10 protein-coding genes are annotated in these 16,733 nt (G+C 42.2%); 7 read left to right on the forward strand and 3 right to left on the reverse strand.

Going from position 1 to position 16,733, the window contains the following annotated elements; translation table 11 throughout:
- Positions 1–159 precede the first annotated feature (159 nt).
- The 4 genes from uvrA to J8L86_RS13085 all read left to right on the forward strand — a co-directional run bounded on the left by uvrA (position 160) and on the right by J8L86_RS13085 (position 7,284).
- Positions 160–3,054, forward strand: a complete 2,895-nt coding sequence (uvrA, locus tag J8L86_RS13070) for an excinuclease ABC subunit UvrA (protein ID WP_211030730.1) — start codon at positions 160–162, stop codon at positions 3,052–3,054.
- 40 nt (positions 3,055–3,094) lie between these two features.
- The gene (locus tag J8L86_RS13075) at positions 3,095–4,099 is read left to right on the forward strand and encodes a M20/M25/M40 family metallo-hydrolase (protein ID WP_247663391.1); all 1,005 of its coding nucleotides are present in this window, start codon (positions 3,095–3,097) and stop codon (positions 4,097–4,099) included.
- Between the two features lie 166 nt (positions 4,100–4,265).
- Positions 4,266–6,080 carry a DEAD/DEAH box helicase gene (locus tag J8L86_RS13080; RefSeq protein WP_055022881.1) on the forward strand — a complete coding sequence of 605 codons (1,815 nt, stop codon included), beginning with the start codon at positions 4,266–4,268 and terminating at the stop codon, positions 6,078–6,080.
- Positions 6,081–6,207: 127 nt separating this feature from the next.
- Positions 6,208–7,284, forward strand: coding sequence for a lipid A deacylase LpxR family protein (locus J8L86_RS13085; RefSeq protein WP_211030731.1), 1,077 nt, complete (start codon positions 6,208–6,210; stop codon positions 7,282–7,284).
- Here the strand turns inward: J8L86_RS13085 and J8L86_RS13090 are convergent.
- Entirely contained in the window at positions 7,281–8,231 is a 951-nt protein-coding gene (locus J8L86_RS13090; protein WP_348772655.1) for a DMT family transporter, read from the reverse strand. The two genes, J8L86_RS13085 and J8L86_RS13090, sit on opposite strands and share 4 nt — an antisense overlap.
- Positions 8,232–8,475: 244 nt before the next feature.
- On the opposite strand from J8L86_RS13090, the gene J8L86_RS13095 reads away from it, so the two are divergent.
- Positions 8,476–9,579, forward strand: a complete 1,104-nt coding sequence (locus J8L86_RS13095; protein ID WP_211030733.1) for a phosphoribosylaminoimidazolesuccinocarboxamide synthase — start codon at positions 8,476–8,478, stop codon at positions 9,577–9,579.
- A gap of 71 nt (positions 9,580–9,650) precedes the next feature.
- Here J8L86_RS13095 and J8L86_RS13100 read toward each other — a convergent pair whose 3' ends face one another.
- Positions 9,651–10,805, reverse strand: a complete 1,155-nt coding sequence (locus J8L86_RS13100; protein ID WP_211030735.1) for a heparan-alpha-glucosaminide N-acetyltransferase domain-containing protein — start codon at positions 10,803–10,805, stop codon at positions 9,651–9,653.
- Positions 10,806–11,120: 315 nt separating this feature from the next.
- Between J8L86_RS13100 and J8L86_RS13105 the strand changes: the two genes are divergently transcribed.
- A complete protein-coding gene (locus J8L86_RS13105; RefSeq protein WP_211030737.1) occupies positions 11,121–13,259 on the forward strand; it encodes a TonB-dependent siderophore receptor in 2,139 nt (712 codons plus the stop codon).
- Between the two features lie 61 nt (positions 13,260–13,320).
- Positions 13,321–14,439, forward strand: a complete 1,119-nt coding sequence (locus J8L86_RS13110; protein WP_211030739.1) for a PepSY-associated TM helix domain-containing protein — start codon at positions 13,321–13,323, stop codon at positions 14,437–14,439.
- Positions 14,440–14,509: 70 nt separating this feature from the next.
- Here the strand turns inward: J8L86_RS13110 and J8L86_RS13115 are convergent, their stop codons facing one another.
- Entirely contained in the window at positions 14,510–16,693 is a 2,184-nt protein-coding gene (locus tag J8L86_RS13115) for an ExeM/NucH family extracellular endonuclease (RefSeq protein WP_211030741.1), read from the reverse strand.
- Between the last annotated feature and the right edge of the window lie 40 nt (positions 16,694–16,733).

A 16,733-nucleotide genomic window follows, 5' to 3' on the forward strand; every position in this document is an offset into this window, starting at 1 on the left:
CCCTATACAACACTGTATAAAATACTGTATAAATACATCATAAAATCGACAAACCAACATAAACTATTTAGACAAAAATAGCTTAAACCCATTTAAAATTCGGCGGCTTAAAGAAGTAGATCTCTTACCAAGCCCCTGAGAACAACATCAGAGTGAAGAATGGATACCATTGAAATTCGCGGTGCACGAACCCACAATCTAAAAAACTTTGACCTCAAAATTCCCCGTGACAAGCTCATTGTCATTACCGGGCTGTCAGGTTCAGGCAAATCTTCATTGGCCTTCGACACCTTATATGCCGAAGGTCAACGCCGCTATGTTGAGTCTTTGTCAGCATACGCACGCCAATTTTTGAGTTTGATGGAAAAACCTGATGTTGATCATATTGAAGGGTTAAGCCCAGCGATTTCAATTGAACAAAAATCCACTTCACATAACCCACGTTCAACTGTGGGCACGATTACCGAAATTTATGACTACTTAAGATTATTATTTGCCCGTGTAGGTGAACCTCGCTGTCCCACTCATGGTCAGCCCCTCGCCGCACAAACAGTAAGTCAAATGGTCGATAAAGTCCTTGAGTTACCTGAAGGTAGTCGTCAGATGCTGTTGGCGCCTGTCGTTAAAGCACGTAAAGGTGAGCATGTAAAACTGCTAGAGAGTCTCGCAGCCCAAGGTTATGTGCGGGCGCGTATTGATGGCGATGTTTGTGACTTATCAGACCCACCAACCTTAGACTTACATGTAAAACACACCATTGAAGTTGTTGTTGATCGCTTCAAAGTGCGTGACGATCTTAAACAACGTTTAGCGGAATCGTTTGAAACCACCCTTGAAATGTCAGGTGGTATTGCTGTGGTCGCTGATATGGCTGGTGAAACGGAAGAGATAATCTTTTCAGCAAATTTTGCTTGCCCTCATTGTGGCTATTCAATGGCAGAACTTGAGCCACGTATTTTCTCATTCAATAACCCAGCTGGCGCTTGTCAAACCTGTGATGGCTTAGGGGTTCAACAGTATTTTGATGCCGACAGAGTGATCACCAATGGTGAGCTATCACTTGCTGGAGGTGCAATACGCGGCTGGGACAAACGTAACTTCTATTATTTTCAAATGCTCAGCTCACTGGCGGAACATTATAAGTTTGATGTTGAAACACCGTTCCAACAACTTACAGATAAAGTGCAAAAAATTGTACTACACGGCTCTGGCAAGCAAAGTATTGCCTTTAAATATATTAATGACCGTGGCGATGTGGTGATCCGAAATCATCCATTTGAAGGCATCTTAAATAACATGGATCGCCGCTACCGTGAAACTGAAAGTAACTCGGTTCGTGATGAGCTTTCTAAATTCATTAATACACAACCGTGTAAAAGTTGTGGTGGTTCTCGCTTACGTGAAGAAGCACGTAATGTCTTTATTGGCGAACTCACATTACCTCAATTGACGCAGTGGTCTATTGGCGAAGCCATGACCTACTTTAACGGTGTCGAATTTTCAGGGCAAAAAGCGCAAATTGCCGAAAAAATCTTAAAAGAAGTGGGTGATCGACTCGGGTTCCTCGTCAATGTGGGATTAAATTACTTAAGCTTAGATCGTTCAGCAGACACACTATCAGGTGGTGAAGCGCAGCGGATCCGGTTAGCGAGCCAAATTGGCGCCGGACTCGTTGGTGTCATGTATGTATTAGATGAACCCTCTATTGGCCTGCATCAGCGTGATAATGAGCGCTTACTTAATACCTTAATCCATCTTCGTGATCTAGGTAATACCGTGATTGTGGTTGAGCATGACGAGGATGCCATTCGCATGGCAGATCATGTTATCGATATTGGCCCTGGCGCAGGAGTGCACGGTGGTGAAGTTATTTGTTCTGGTGGCTTAAACGATATCATCGAATGTGAAGAATCGATCACAGGTCAGTACATTTCGGGTAAAAAACAGATCCATGTCAGTGAGCAGCGCACCCCAATAGACCCGAAAAAGGTCATTGAACTCACTGGAGCAACGGGTAATAACCTTAAAAATGTCGATTTAACGATTCCTATCGGGCTATTCACTTGTGTAACTGGAGTATCTGGTTCTGGTAAGTCGACCCTAATTAACGATACTTTTTATAAGATTGCTCACCGCATGCTTAATGGCGCCACAATTGATGAGCCCGCTCCGCATAAAAGTATTAAGGGCATGGAGCAATGCGACAAGGTCGTTGATATCGATCAAAGCCCAATCGGCCGAACACCTCGTTCAAACCCAGCCACATATACGGGCATTTTTACTCCGATACGTGAGCTATTTGCCGCAACACAAGAGTCGCGTAGCCGTGGTTACCAACCTGGCCGTTTCTCATTTAACGTAAAAGGTGGACGCTGTGAAGCTTGTCAGGGCGACGGTCTCATTAAAGTAGAAATGCACTTTTTACCTGACGTGTATGTGCCATGTGATTCATGTAAAGGCAAACGCTATAATCGTGAAACCTTAGACGTGAAATACAAAGGCAAAAACATCCACGAAGTGCTGCAAATGACCATCGAAGAAGCACGTGTATTCTTTGACCCTATTCCAGCCATTGCACGTAAACTGCAAACCTTAGTGGATGTCGGCTTATCGTATATTTGCCTAGGACAAAGCGCCACGACCTTGTCAGGCGGTGAAGCCCAGCGAGTCAAACTTGCTAAAGAACTGTCTAAGCGTGATACGGGTAAAACCTTGTATATTCTTGATGAACCAACAACCGGGTTGCACTTTGCTGATATTCAGTTATTACTTGATGTATTACATAGACTAAAAGCCAAAGGTAATACTATTGTTGTTATTGAGCACAATTTAGATGTGATCAAAACAGCCGACTGGATTGTGGACTTAGGGCCAGAAGGTGGTTCAGGCGGCGGGACAATACTCGTAACAGGTACGCCTGAAGATGTGGCTAAAAACACTGAGTCGCATACCGCACGCTTTTTACAGCCACTGTTGGAGAAAATGCCACAAGTTACTGAGGCAAAACCCAAGAAAGCGGCAAAAAAGACGATAAAAAAATCTGTTAAAAAATAAGCTATCAAGCAACATCGGACGATAAGCCAGAGGGAACGAAATGGAATTTCTAATCAAGCCTCTGGCTAATGCACATACTGTTATCAACAAGGGTATGCGCTTCGCGCTTAAATTACTGAGCCTGATGATGATATTGTCGCTATCTGCTTGTGCATCTAAAAACTGCGGCAATCAACCTATCAGTCTTTGGACAGATAAAACCCAACTGCTCGAAGATATACGTATTTTAACTAGCCCTGAATTTGAAGGACGTAAAACCAATACGCTTGGCGCCGAACAATCTCGGCAATATCTCATCAAACGCTTTCAACAACTCGAACTTACCCCTTGGCAAGATTCGTTTTTAGTCCGCTTTCAATATCGGTCAAACTTCGCTGATAAAGAAGGGATCAATGTTATTGGCACAATTAGAGCCAAAAATGATAGCCAACGATGGCGAGTGATTACCGCCCATTACGACCACCTTGGCAAAAAAGGCAATAAAGTATTTGCTGGTGCAGATGACAATGCTTCAGGCGTTGCTGCTATGCTAGCCATCGCCGAGCATTGGCAGTCAAACGGTGATGACAAGGTTAACTTAATGGTCGTAGCAACCGACGCAGAAGAGTCAGGCTTATATGGTTCTTATGCAGTGGTTGAACAGTTAACTGCACAACCTAGCATGCAGATAGAAATGTCGATAAATTTAGACATGGTAGGTCACCCTTCAAGACCAAAGTCCATTTATATAGAAGGCGAGAGAAATTTAACTGAATTTAATCAGCTTAAATACCAACTCCAAGACTATAATCAATTATGTGTCAGAGAAAGTCGTTCAAGAATGCAAAACGGCAGCATGGTAAAAATTGACTGGTTACGAGCTTCAGATCATTACCCGTTTCATAAGGCAGGGATTCCATGGCTTTATTTAGGTGTTCCTACCCATAAATATTACCACACGGTAGAAGATACAATTGAAACACTGGATATCGGATTTTTAGCCGCCGTCACTGAGACCGCTTTTGAATTAGTCTCAGTGGATAAGCAACAAATTGCTTTTCAATAATCAGGCCAATTTTAGTTTTATATTGAAAATATATAGTCATAGAGGCTAAAGCTTGCTATAATATTGCCCCTTTGACGCGGGAAATCGACACGGGGTTGATTTTCTGTCTGTGAAACTTTAGCACGAATGCGACTATTTTCGTGCATACCCACAAGGCTACAACTCAATGTCATCCGATGAAAGAACTTTCCGCGAACTTGGTTTATCCGAGAATTTGCTTCGTGCCCTTGACGATTTAGGTTACGAAAAACCAACACCAATTCAAGCTGCTAGTATCGATCCTTTAATGGAAGGTAAAGATATTTTAGGTCAAGCTCAAACTGGTACTGGTAAAACTGGTGCATTCGCACTACCACTACTTAATAGTGTCGATCAAAAACTCAATGCGCCTCAAATCTTAGTACTGGCTCCAACTCGTGAGTTAGCAGTACAGGTTGCTGAAGCATTTGGTAGCTACGCAAAACACATGAAAGGCTTCCATGTACTACCTATTTACGGTGGTCAAAGCATGCATCAACAACTTAGTGCGCTACGTCGTGGCCCACAAGTCGTTGTTGGTACGCCAGGTCGTGTAATGGACCACATGCGTCGTGGCACACTGAAACTTGATGCGCTTAAAGCATTAGTACTTGATGAAGCTGATGAAATGTTAAAAATGGGCTTCATCGACGATATCGAATGGGTACTTGAGCACAAGCCAGCTGAAAGCCAATTAGCACTTTTCTCTGCAACTATGCCAGAGCAAATTAAGCGTGTTGCTAACAAGCACCTTAACAAGCCTGTTCATATCAGCATTGCAGCAAGTCATACGACTGTTGAATCTATTGAACAACGTTTTGTTCAAGTATCTCAACACAACAAGCTTGAAGCATTAGTCCGTGTATTAGAAGTTGAAAATACAGAAGGTATTATCATCTTCGTGCGTACTCGTAATAGCTGTGTTGAACTAGCAGAAAAATTAGAAGCTCGTGGTTACGCTTCTTCACCATTACATGGTGACATGAACCAACAAGCACGTGAACGTGCTGTTGACCAGCTAAAACGTGGCAAGCTAGATATTCTTATTGCGACAGACGTTGCAGCCCGTGGTCTTGACGTTGAACGTATTGGACACGTAGTAAACTACGATATCCCATATGATTCAGAAGCTTATGTACACCGTATTGGTCGTACAGGTCGTGCTGGCCGTACTGGTATGGCAATTCTTTTCGTTACTAATCGTGAAATGCGTATGTTACGTACCATTGAACGTGCAACGAACAGCCGTATTTCGCCAATGAAAGTACCTAGCCCTGAAACAGTAACAGAGCGTCGTTTATCTCGTTTAGGCGAGCAAGTTCAAGAAACCATTAATGGTGACTTAGACTTCATGAAGAACGCAGTAGCTGAATTATGTCAACAGCTTGAAATCGATACAGATTTACTTGCTGCGGCATTATTACAACAAGTTCAGGCTGAACGTCCTTTACAACTTCCTCCAATTCAAGAGCGTCAACGTGATTCACGTGACCGCGATCGTGATGGTGGCAGAGATCGCAACAGCCGTCGTGATTCACGTGGTGGCCGCCCAATGCCTACAAGCTTTGGTAGTGCAGAAGGCTTAAAAGATAAGCCTGATGTTAAAATGTGTCGTTACGTAATTGAAGTCGGCCGTGATAATGGCGTTGGTGTAGGTAACATCGTTGGTGCAATTGCTAACGAAGCTAATATCGACAGTCAGTTCATTGGTCAAATTCAGTTATTCGACCAAGTGACTTCAATTGACTTACCAGACGGTATGCCAAAAGATGTGTTAACACACCTTCGTAAAGTACGTGTTTGTGGTAAGCCACTTAACATCAAAGAAGCAAGTGATACTCCATTCCCAGAGTCTACACGTAGCGACCGTCCACGTCGTCCACGTAATGACCGCTCTCGTGGTGATCGTAATGATCGTCCTCGTGGCGACCGTCGTCCACGTAAACCACGTGACAGCGAGTAATTGATCACAGTATCAACAATCTGTTGAAACCCTGTAATAAAAATGGAGCTTAGGCTCCATTTTTTTATGCTGTTTTCTGTATAATCCTTCGCTCATTTCGATACCTACTGATACATAGTTTTGTTTCATGTTACTAAGTACATACCCAGCCAAACATATTACTCGCGCATTTGCACTAATATGCAGTGTTTTACCTATTGTTGTGTCTGCAGCAGGGGGCAACGCTGAAGATCAACATCAGCAGGTTTTAGCGACATCAAATGGTGACTGGGTACAGTTCAGTTTTGAGAATGATGCATTTGGCCTTATTAATACCAGTGATAATGGCTACAGCAATGGTTTAGAGTGGAGTTGGGGTAAGGCAATCGTCGATGATTTTGATGAGCTTAACATGCCCACTTGGCTCACAGGTCTTTATGGTTACAGCTATTTAAACCATGGTGCATCAAGACAGTATCAAATTAGCTATAGTGTATCCCAGCGCATGTACACCCCTGATGACCTACAACAAGCGGAACTCATAGAGTCAGACAGGCCATATGCTGGCACCTTATTATGGCAATCTACATTACGTAGTTTTAGTGATGGTATCGCCGATAACTTAAGTATAACTTTAGGTCTTGTCGGGCCAGGCTCACTTGCAGAGCAAACTCAAAAACAAGTTCACGAAATCATTGATGCCAAAGAGCCAATGGGCTGGGATAATCAGCTAAGTAATGAGCTTGTATTCAGAGTTGAAGCACAACGCCTATATCAATGGGCATACACCCCAATTTCAGAAAATGTCGAATTTGATACTGTTATTCATGGAAATGCGGCAATAGGTAATTTAATGAGTGATGTTGGTGCTGGTATGTCATTTCGTATCGGTAATATTCTGTCTCACAGTTATGCCTTCGTAACGCAAGCGGCATCAAGAAGTAACAATGGATACCAAGTAAAACCTGCTAGCGAGTTAAGCTGGCAGCTGTTTTTGACCTTGTATGGACGTTATGTATTTAACGATATAACCCTTGATGGCAATAACTTTACAGATAGCCACTCAGTCGAGCTAACGAACCAACAAGCAATGATCAATTCAGGATTTATGCTTAACTGGCAAAACTGGGGGTTAACCTTTTCAGTCATTCGTGGCACTGAGCAATATAAAGATCAGCCAAGTACTGCCAATTTTGCAGCAGTCAATATCAACTACCGTTTCTAACGATACCTGTCAGCTGATGGCTGCTTGCGTTTTTGCTGTAATAAAGGCCATATCTGCATGGCAAAAACAGCGCCGACAATTAAGATAACCCCAAGCAATGACCAAGCATCAATGACATCAGCACTAAAGGTGTTGGGCCATAAGTTCATCTTTACCACCAGACTATTAGCAATGAAACTCAACACAGGTGTCAGAGCCAGCATAGCGCTGACTTGCGCTGTGGGCCAATACTTGATGGCTTGTCCAAAGCTACCGTAAGCAATCAACGTATTGGCTGCGCAGAATAAGATAATAAACCACTCAGGTGAGTTCATCTTAGAGAATTGGCTGAAATCACAGAATGGCGCCATCACGACAACACCCAAACCATAGATATATAGCAATACGTTATTAGGCGATAACTTAGCGAACAGCGACTTTTGCAATAAAGCATAACTGGTCCAAGAAAGTACAGAGAACTGCACGATTAACACCCCAAAACCAATATGACTATTATCACTGGCAGACATATCAAGACTTGGGTGGAAAAACAGTAATACTCCCAAGGCCAGAGTTGCAAAACAGCTCAACTGCACCGCAGTTAAACGCTCCTTAAAAAATAACGCACCACCGAAAGCAAGGTAAAATGGCGCAGTCTGAAAGTTAAGTTGTGCAGTACCTGGCGATAAATAATCTAAGGAATACACAAACGAAGTGTAGTTACACATGAGTAAAATGCCGGCAGCACTGAGCTTAACCCAATCCCCTCGTGAAAGTGACATGAACTGACGTAAATACCCTAGATGCCACATCACCAAAAAGGTCACGATAAATGCCACTAAAAATCGAAACCAAGTCAAGGTAACCGGATCGATAAAATTTCCAGAGAGTGTTAACGCTATCGGTAATATGCCCCAAAAAATGACGGCAATAGACACAAAAAATAAACCGAGTTTGGTAGGATGCACAGAATGTCTCACAGATGTTAACAAGAGTATAAGCTGCAATATCTTGCCTGATACAGACCAACGAATAAAGCATTAAAAACTAATATTAAGCCCCTCAGTATTCGCTATACAGGATTAAGAGTTTAGCCCTGTTATAAGCATGGAAATCTGGCTTAATAAAGGTAAAATAGCCGCCATTAAAATACCGACATATCCTGTTATTAAAGGATAGCTCCCTACACTTAACCTCTAAGGAATACTGGTCATGAGTCTTGCTGATTCAGTTCTCGCAATTAACAATGATTTGCCTATTCGTACCGACAAACCGGTACACAGTGGCAAGGTCCGCAGTGTTTATTGGCTAACCGATACTGATAGTCGCCGCCTTATTAAAGACAAAGGCTACGATGTTCCAGCGGATACACCGTTAGCCATCATGGTGATCAGTGATCGCATTTCAGCATTTGATTGTATTTTCCACGGCGAAGGTAACCTGCAAGGTATTCCTGGTAAAGGCGCAGCACTGAATGCGATTTCTAACCACTGGTTTACCTTGTTTGCAGAGCATGGCTTAGCAGACAGTCATATCCTAGACATCCCACATCCATTTGTTTGGATAGTACAAAAAGCACGACCAATTAAAGTTGAAGCAATTTGTCGCCAATACATTACTGGCTCGATGTGGCGTGCATATGCAAAAGGTGAGCGTGAATTTTGCGGCATCACCTTACCTGAAGGCTTAGAAAAAGATCAAAAACTGCCTGAGCTGTTAATCACTCCTTCTACCAAAGGGATTTTAACAGGTATTCCTGGGGTTCCAGAGCAAGATGATGTCAACATCAGTCGTGCAGATATTGAAGCCAATGTGGAAGCATTTGGGTTTGAAAAGTCATCCGATATCGATTTATACGAAAAACTGCTTAAAGAGGGCTTTAACGTAATTTCAGATGCCTTAGCTAGCCACGACCAGATGTTTGTCGATACCAAGTTTGAATTTGGTTACGTCGATGACAAAGAAGGTAATTCGAAACTGATTTACATGGATGAAGTGGGTACGCCTGATTCATCACGTATTTGGGATGGCCCAGCTTACCGTGACGGTAAGATTGTAGAAAACTCCAAAGAAGGTTTCCGTCAGTTCTTACTCAATCACTTTGATGATGCTGACATTTTATTAAATAAAGACAGAATGCCTGAACGTGAAGCATTAGCACGTGACAACGATCTACCTCTTGAAGCGATGATGAATGTATCGCGTACCTATACCGGTGTTGCAGAAAAAGTCACAGGTAGCAGCATTAAGCTTCCTGAAAACCCTAAAGCCGATATTATTAAAGTGTTAGCTGAGCAGTACGACTTAATCGACTAATTCGTCTGAATCGATATAAATCTACACACTAAAAAGGCGCCATGAGGCGCCTTTTGTTTACTCATTAACAATTAGAAGTATTTAATCCACGCCTGCTTGCTTTGATGCTTGTACTGACTAAACCACTTGGTCGGTAAGTAAAGTAATACCGCTAAAATCACCGTCGTAATCCATACCCAACTAATATCAGTAAAACCATATACATCACCATAGTTTGGCCCAATCACATTAAGCGCAAATTGGTACATGAACAGTAATAAATACAAGTGGACAATATAGAAAAACATCGGTGCAGAACCAAAAGTAGACAAGACTTTACCGTAGCGTGGGTTCACTTTTTCAAGCGCCCTTAAGCATAATAAAGTGCCGCCAATTGTGACTAATAAAAAGCCTAACGAAGGTGGGTACTTGGTTAAGTTAAATACCGATTTCAGCGTCATCAGCAAATTATCACCTTGCTGCCAATCCAAGGTTTCACCATATATATTAAAACCGCGTAAAACAGCAAAAACAGCAAAACAGGCTAATCCCAGTTGAATAAGGATTTTATGGCGCTGTTTATCATCAAATGTCGCACTGTAAATCGGTGCCACCACATAACCTAACAGTATCACCCCAATCCAAGGCAGTACTGGATAGCTGGCTCTAATTCCAATAAAGTCATTAGGTAAAATATTACCGCGATCATGCAATATCGCCCAGAGTGTGTAACCCCACTCACCTAGTGAGAACTGTATAGGCGTTAACATGTTGTGGCCAAAGACGATGACTAGGCCAATCACACCAAGCCAAACTCGAGGTAAGCCAATCAGCAATGCGAGCGCTAGCATACTAATACCAATCGCCCACATAACCTGTAGCCAAATCATCTCGTAATTACCCATCCACTGAAAAGTAATCACGGTGCATTCTAAGGCAATAATAAACAGACCACGTTTAATTAAAAAAGACCTTGCTGAGCGCTCAGGCCCAAACTGAGGGTGACTATATAACCAAGCTGACACACCAGTTAAGAAGACAAAAGTCGGTGCACAAAAATGTGCAGCAAATCGACTGATAAATAACCCTGTACTGGTACTGTCCAAGGTCATTGGGTCAGTCACTTGTTCATGAAAGAAAAATCGCTCCCTGACATGATCTAACAACATGATTAACATCACGATACCACGCATGATATCAATACTATCAATCCGTTTTTTCAATACTGACTGGCTTACCGTATTCATTTATCTCACTCAGACTCATCGTTTACATTGCGACTATAAAGCGCAAGGTTTAGCACATAATTATAAATGATATATCATAACAAAACTCATCGTTAAGCAGTGCTATTTCGCATTTATCCGCTTTTTTAACGATAAAGACTGCGATGCAATCACCGCAATTAATTTACAAATAGCCTCATTTGTAAATGATAACCATTATTATTTAATTTTGATTCACTTTTTATTATCATCTACATCGAAAAATTAACCCACTCTCAACACTCCCACTTTAGTCATAAGCACCGCGCTTAAACTCTAGTTAAGATGATAAAAACTATGAAACTCAATTTACTATCTCAATCTATATGTTGTGCATTAAGCTTAATGCTCCCAGCCACTGTCTTTGCTCAAGATTTAACTTCTGCTCAGGATGCTGAACAAGTTACTGACTTAGAAAAGATAGAAGTTAAAGGCCGATATATTGAAGGTTATAACGCGCACTCAGCAAGTGGTGCTTCTCGATTAGACTTAGCAATTATTGACATTCCTCAATCCGTTTCTGTTATCACAAGCGCGCAGCTACAGGATTTTCAGCTATATGATATTAACTCTGCATTAGATAGCGCTACCGGTATTAATGTTGAGCGTATCGAAACGGATCGAACTTACTACACTGCACGTGGTTTTGATGTCACCAACTTTCAAATTGATGGCGTCGGTTTACCACTAACCAATGGTAATAACCACGCAGATGAAGATACAGCGATTTATGACCGTATTGAAGTTATCCGTGGTGCAAATGGCCTAATGACGGGTGTCGGTAATCCATCTGCCACCATTAACTTTATTCGTAAACGCCCTACGGCACAAAGTAACCTTAATTTACGAGCGAGTTACGGAAGCTGGGATAACAAACGCATAGAAGCCGATGGCACTTACGTAATTAATGATACTTTTGCAGCAAGAGCTGTTGCCGTCAAGCAAACCAAAGATTCATATTTAGACAGGTATGAAACTGACAAGACAATTATGTATGCCTTTCTCGAAGCCAACTTGGGTGACAATACATCACTGTCTATTAGCCACAGTTATATAAATAATGATGCTAAAGGCAATAATTGGGGCGCTTTACCACTTTTCTATACTGATGGCAGCCCAACCAATTATGATCGCTCAACCAATACTTCAGCTGACTGGTCAAATTGGCAAGTTGTCAAAAACAATACTGTCGCAGAGCTAAGCCATTACTTTAATAATGACTGGCATTTACGTGCAACCTACTCACACCGCACCACCGATGAAGGTACTGAGCTCTTCTATGTATATGGCACACCTGATAAAGAAACGGAGCTCGGATTAACCGGTTATGGCAGTGAGTATGATCTTGATGATGAACATGATTTAGTCGACGTATATTTAAATGGTGACTTTGAACTGTTTGGCAGAGACCATCAGCTGGTCGTAGGTGTGAACTATGCGAAAGTAAGTTATATCGACACATCCTTATATGATTACACCACTGGTAATGGTTTCCCAGCAATGCCAGATCTCAACACCTGGGATGGTAATACTCCTAAACCAACTTTTGCTGACGGCCTGAGTGGCAGTGATGTTGAAGCGACCCAAAAAGCGGCTTACTTCACCGGTAGATTTAATTTATTCGAAGGTTTCCACTTGATTGCTGGCGGTCGCTTTAACGATTGGCAGGTTGATGGAGAAGCTTATGGTAATGATCAAACTGTAGAAGATGCTGAATTCATTCCTTATATTGGCGCAGTTTATAATATCATTCCTGAACTTTCAGCCTATGCGAGTTATACCGAAACATTCACCTCTCAAACAGAAAAAGATATCAATAACAACATCTTGAAACCTGTTACGGGCGAAAGCAGCGAAATAGGGCTAAAAAGTGAGTTATTTGATGGCAGGTTGATCACCACTGTGGCTTATTTCAATGTCATTCAAACCAACTTAGCGACGCTAGACCCAGATACCGCTGAGCTTCCACCGACTGAACAGCGTTATTACGGTGCAGATGGCATCGAGAGTAAAGGCTTTGAACTTGATGTCGCTGGCGAAGTTTACCCAGGGTTAAATGTGAGTCTTGGCTACACTGACTTTGATATCAGTACTAGCGACGAAACGAATCAGGTAGCTAATTACACTCCTGAAAAATTATTCAAGTTAGGCACCACTTATGAAATTCCATTCTTAGAAGGCTTAACAATTGGTGCAAACATGCGCTGGCAGGATGATATTTTCCGTTACCAAGAACCAACGAAAACAGTTGTGACTACGCAAGATGCGTATGCCATTGTTGATCTGATGGCTCGTTATGAGTTTAACGAAAATATTGAGCTAAGCGTTAATGCTAAAAACATCACCGACGAGAAATACTTAACGAGCCTATACTGGGCGCAAGGTTTCTATGGTGCTCCAACAAATTATAGCGCGACATTAAGCTGGAAATTATAAGCTGATGTAGGGGCTTCTTGCTGTAAAGCAAGAAGCCTTTTTGATCTAATTAGAGTCAATTATGAGAAAAACATTATTTAAATGGCACTCCTATGGAGCCTTAATTGCGATGCTGCCGTTATTGATCATTTCAATAACTGGCAGCATTTTGGTTTTTAAGGTCGAAATAGACAGCCTATTGCGCCCATCGCATATGGTCGTTGATGCCACAGCAACCAGCGAACGAGTTAGCCTAGATACCTTAATGCAAACGACACTAGCTGCAAATCCAGGTTACGAGCTCGGTGGATGGGAATTATTTGACGATAAGCACCGTTCAGATGCAGGTTACTTGATTAAGCATGGCACTGAACAATGGGAAAAGATTTATATCAATCAATATAACGGCGAGTTATTGTCAGTCTCCCAGCCAATGGGACACTACATCACTGATTGGTTGCTCGAATTGCATTACACCTTTTTACTCGATGTTAAAGGCGCTTGGGTTGGCTTTGCTGCCGCACTGATCATGTTATTTTTAGGGGGCAGCGGCATCATTTTATACCGTCGTTTTTGGGCAAAGTTGTTCACCATGCGCTTTAAAGCCGTTAAGCGTGTTTTATTCAGTGATATTCACAAGTTCATCGGGATTTTAAGCTCACCCATTTTAATCATCATGGCTTTTACCGGCGGCTACTGGAACATTGCTGGCATCTTGCATGAAATAAACGAACACGGTGATGGCGGCCATGTTTACATCACTGCTCCACTTCATAGCCCTGAGATTTCTTTCGAGTCATTGCGGCTAAAAAGCCATGCTGAAATTCCCAGTTACCAAGCTGGCTACTTGGCTATGCCCCATGAACCCGAACGTGATATTACTTTTTATGGCGCAGTACAAAGCAGTAACCCTTTGCATAGTGAGTACGCAAGCACTGTCAGTTTTGACAAAACCACAGGCAAACTCCTTAATAAACAAGATATTCGAGAAGCGGGTTTATTAATGGTGTTTTTAGACAGTTTTAGAAAACTGCACTTTGGTTACTTTGGCGGACTTATTACTCGTATTATTTGGTGTATTGTAGGGTTAATGCCAGTACTACTAGGCTTTACAGGCTTATATTTATATTGGAATCGGCGTCAGCAAAAATCCGCATCCAAACGGGCCAGAGTGGCCATAGACTCTCAGTCAGTGGCTTGAAGTGACAACAACCAATAAAAAAAGGAGCCTAAGGCTCCTTTTTACTAACCTACCATACCCAATCTCGCCATTAGTGATGAGTTGACTCATTTTGAAGCGAAAACGTACGGCGAAGGCATAAGATCAATAAAAGTAATAAACCCAAGTAACCTAAACTGCCACCAGCATTTTGTTTAATTTCACCGACTATTACTTTTGATACTGCCGCTTGAGGGTATGCCAGCGCAATGAGCACTGGATCATGATCTGATGAAGAGTAAACATTGTCAGACTTGGCTAGCTCTCCGGTATATTTACTGCTGTATTCGAACAAGTTAGATTCAACCGCATTGATATGCCAATCTTCAATGGCGACCAAACGTGCTGCTAAGCTGGCATTACCTATGGCGTGGTCTAAATTGCCTAATTCCCCCCGATAACTGTATGAGTACGTCGCTACACCATGGGCTTGCGTATTTAAATTAATAAACCCATAGCCTTTATCAATTACCTGGCCTGTTGCTTCATACTCAACGCCATTTAAACGGGTATGTGATGCCGTTTTAATGACTCGTTCACTTAGCGCGGCATCATAATCAGTTAGCACTGCTAATGGATCTTCTTTGCCATAGGCATTTAAATCACCAATAACCAATACATCCCCTTCTATGTCTTTAACCGACTCGCCTATGACCTTAGCAGCAGAGACTCGAAACGCATTACACTTGCCTTGTAAATCTACTGGCTCTGTTTCTTCATTGAAGCTTAACCAATCTTCGACACAGCCTGAGCCTTTAGATTTAAAGTGATTCACTACGATTGTCAGTTTTTGCTCATCAACCATAAAAGCTTGCATTAAGCTATGGCGCTGGTATTTATGATATGCAGGGTTCGTTTCTTTTACATCGCCATTGTTACGTGTAATCACCCCTTCTTCTAGGTGCTGTTCAGGCGTTGGTATCACCTTTGCTTTTCCATCTAAAGTCACCATAGAAGGTCGATATAATAGACCGACAGCAATAGCATCTGAGCCGACAAAACCGCCATTGTCAGTGACTTCAACAAATTGATAAGCAAGTTCAGCAGGCAGCTTTGCATTAAGCGCTGTGACTAAGTTTTGAATGGCACTTAATTCACCAAAGCCATTATTCTCAACTTCCATTAAACCAATAATATCTGCATTCATTGCAGCCATTGCATTAACGATTTTGGTCCGCTGCAATCGCATTTCTGATTCAACTTTTGCCCCTCGGTTATGGCCTAATGGGTTAGCATCTCCGCCAAATTCGCTATTAAAGAAGTTCAGCACATTAAAACTGGCGACCCGAATATCACCTTGGTTTGCAATCGTAGGTGCCGCCGCTCTGTCTTGATTACGAATAAAGTCGCTAGCATTGATGCTATTGGTTGGCATCAAACGGTATTGATCGTAGCTATAGCCAATGACTCCTTCAATGTTGGTCAAGGTATCTCCGATACGAATATAACCGTTATCGGCATTAAAATTTGAAAAATACGGCACCTCGCCATGCGCAGCTTTATAGTCAGATTCAACCACAAGTTGATTGCTGAGATTGGCACTGTGTAATGCGATTGCGTCAGTGGATAAAGGTGAATAAACCTGGGTGGCTTTCATTAATGGTGCTTGATGTGACAACACCATGTTATTACGGTATGAATCATAATCGAGGCTAAATGAACGTGTGACTTTCATGTCACTCGCTGTTGTTAACACAACTTTCATGCCTTCAAATCGCTCAAGAGCTTGAGCCAAACTTTGACCTTCTTGAACCAATAAAGGCGTAGCAGCAAGCTCACCAACATGGTTACCGAGTGTAAATTTTTGCTGTTGTTCTATATTGATTTGGGTAAAGCCTGAATACTCTTGTACTTTACCTGTGACACAGACTTCCATCCCTGGGACGATTTCTGCGGGTGCAGACGCTCCCCAATGCACAAAAATACCGTCTGATGCTAAAGGTGAACCTGCAGCGAGAGGATCTTGAATAAAGAAACCTTTGTATAATCTATCAGCTCGAGCTGTTACCACGCCTCGAGTGGTTAATTCATTAACCGATTCATTGGTGCCTTCCACCACAAAAGGGCTACTGCTTCCTGTGCCTTGGATCTGAGAAATCGGGGTAATCGTCGAGGCCGCTTCACATAACACATCACTCGCCGTTGATGCTGCTTCATTGACCGTTTTAGCTTGTAACCACATCGGCATGGACAACGTAATCCCTAGCGATACTGCCGATAACATCCTTAATCTCATTGACCACTCCAACTCATTATCTTTCTGCTTTGTAATACAA

Origin of the sequence: Shewanella sp. MMG014 (genome assembly GCF_018100775.1) — a bacterium.
In the GTDB taxonomy this organism is placed as follows: Bacteria; Pseudomonadota; Gammaproteobacteria; order Enterobacterales; family Shewanellaceae; genus Shewanella; species Shewanella japonica.

What these genes read in the sequence shown, in the direction of transcription:
- uvrA (WP_211030730.1), top strand. Translation starts at nt 160, where the DNA reads ATGGATACCATTGAAATTCGCGGTGCACGAACCCACAATCTAAAAAAC.
- J8L86_RS13075 (WP_247663391.1), top strand. Translation starts at nt 3,095, where the DNA reads ATGGAATTTCTAATCAAGCCTCTGGCTAATGCACATACTGTTATCAAC.
- J8L86_RS13080 (WP_055022881.1), top strand. Translation starts at nt 4,266, where the DNA reads ATGTCATCCGATGAAAGAACTTTCCGCGAACTTGGTTTATCCGAGAAT.
- J8L86_RS13085 (WP_211030731.1), top strand. Translation starts at nt 6,208, where the DNA reads ATGTTACTAAGTACATACCCAGCCAAACATATTACTCGCGCATTTGCA.
- J8L86_RS13095 (WP_211030733.1), top strand. Translation starts at nt 8,476, where the DNA reads ATGAGTCTTGCTGATTCAGTTCTCGCAATTAACAATGATTTGCCTATT.
- J8L86_RS13100 (WP_211030735.1), bottom strand. Translation starts at nt 10,805, where the DNA reads ATGAATACGGTAAGCCAGTCAGTATTGAAAAAACGGATTGATAGTATT.
- J8L86_RS13105 (WP_211030737.1), top strand. Translation starts at nt 11,121, where the DNA reads ATGAAACTCAATTTACTATCTCAATCTATATGTTGTGCATTAAGCTTA.
- J8L86_RS13110 (WP_211030739.1), top strand. Translation starts at nt 13,321, where the DNA reads ATGAGAAAAACATTATTTAAATGGCACTCCTATGGAGCCTTAATTGCG.
- J8L86_RS13115 (WP_211030741.1), bottom strand. Translation starts at nt 16,693, where the DNA reads ATGAGATTAAGGATGTTATCGGCAGTATCGCTAGGGATTACGTTGTCC.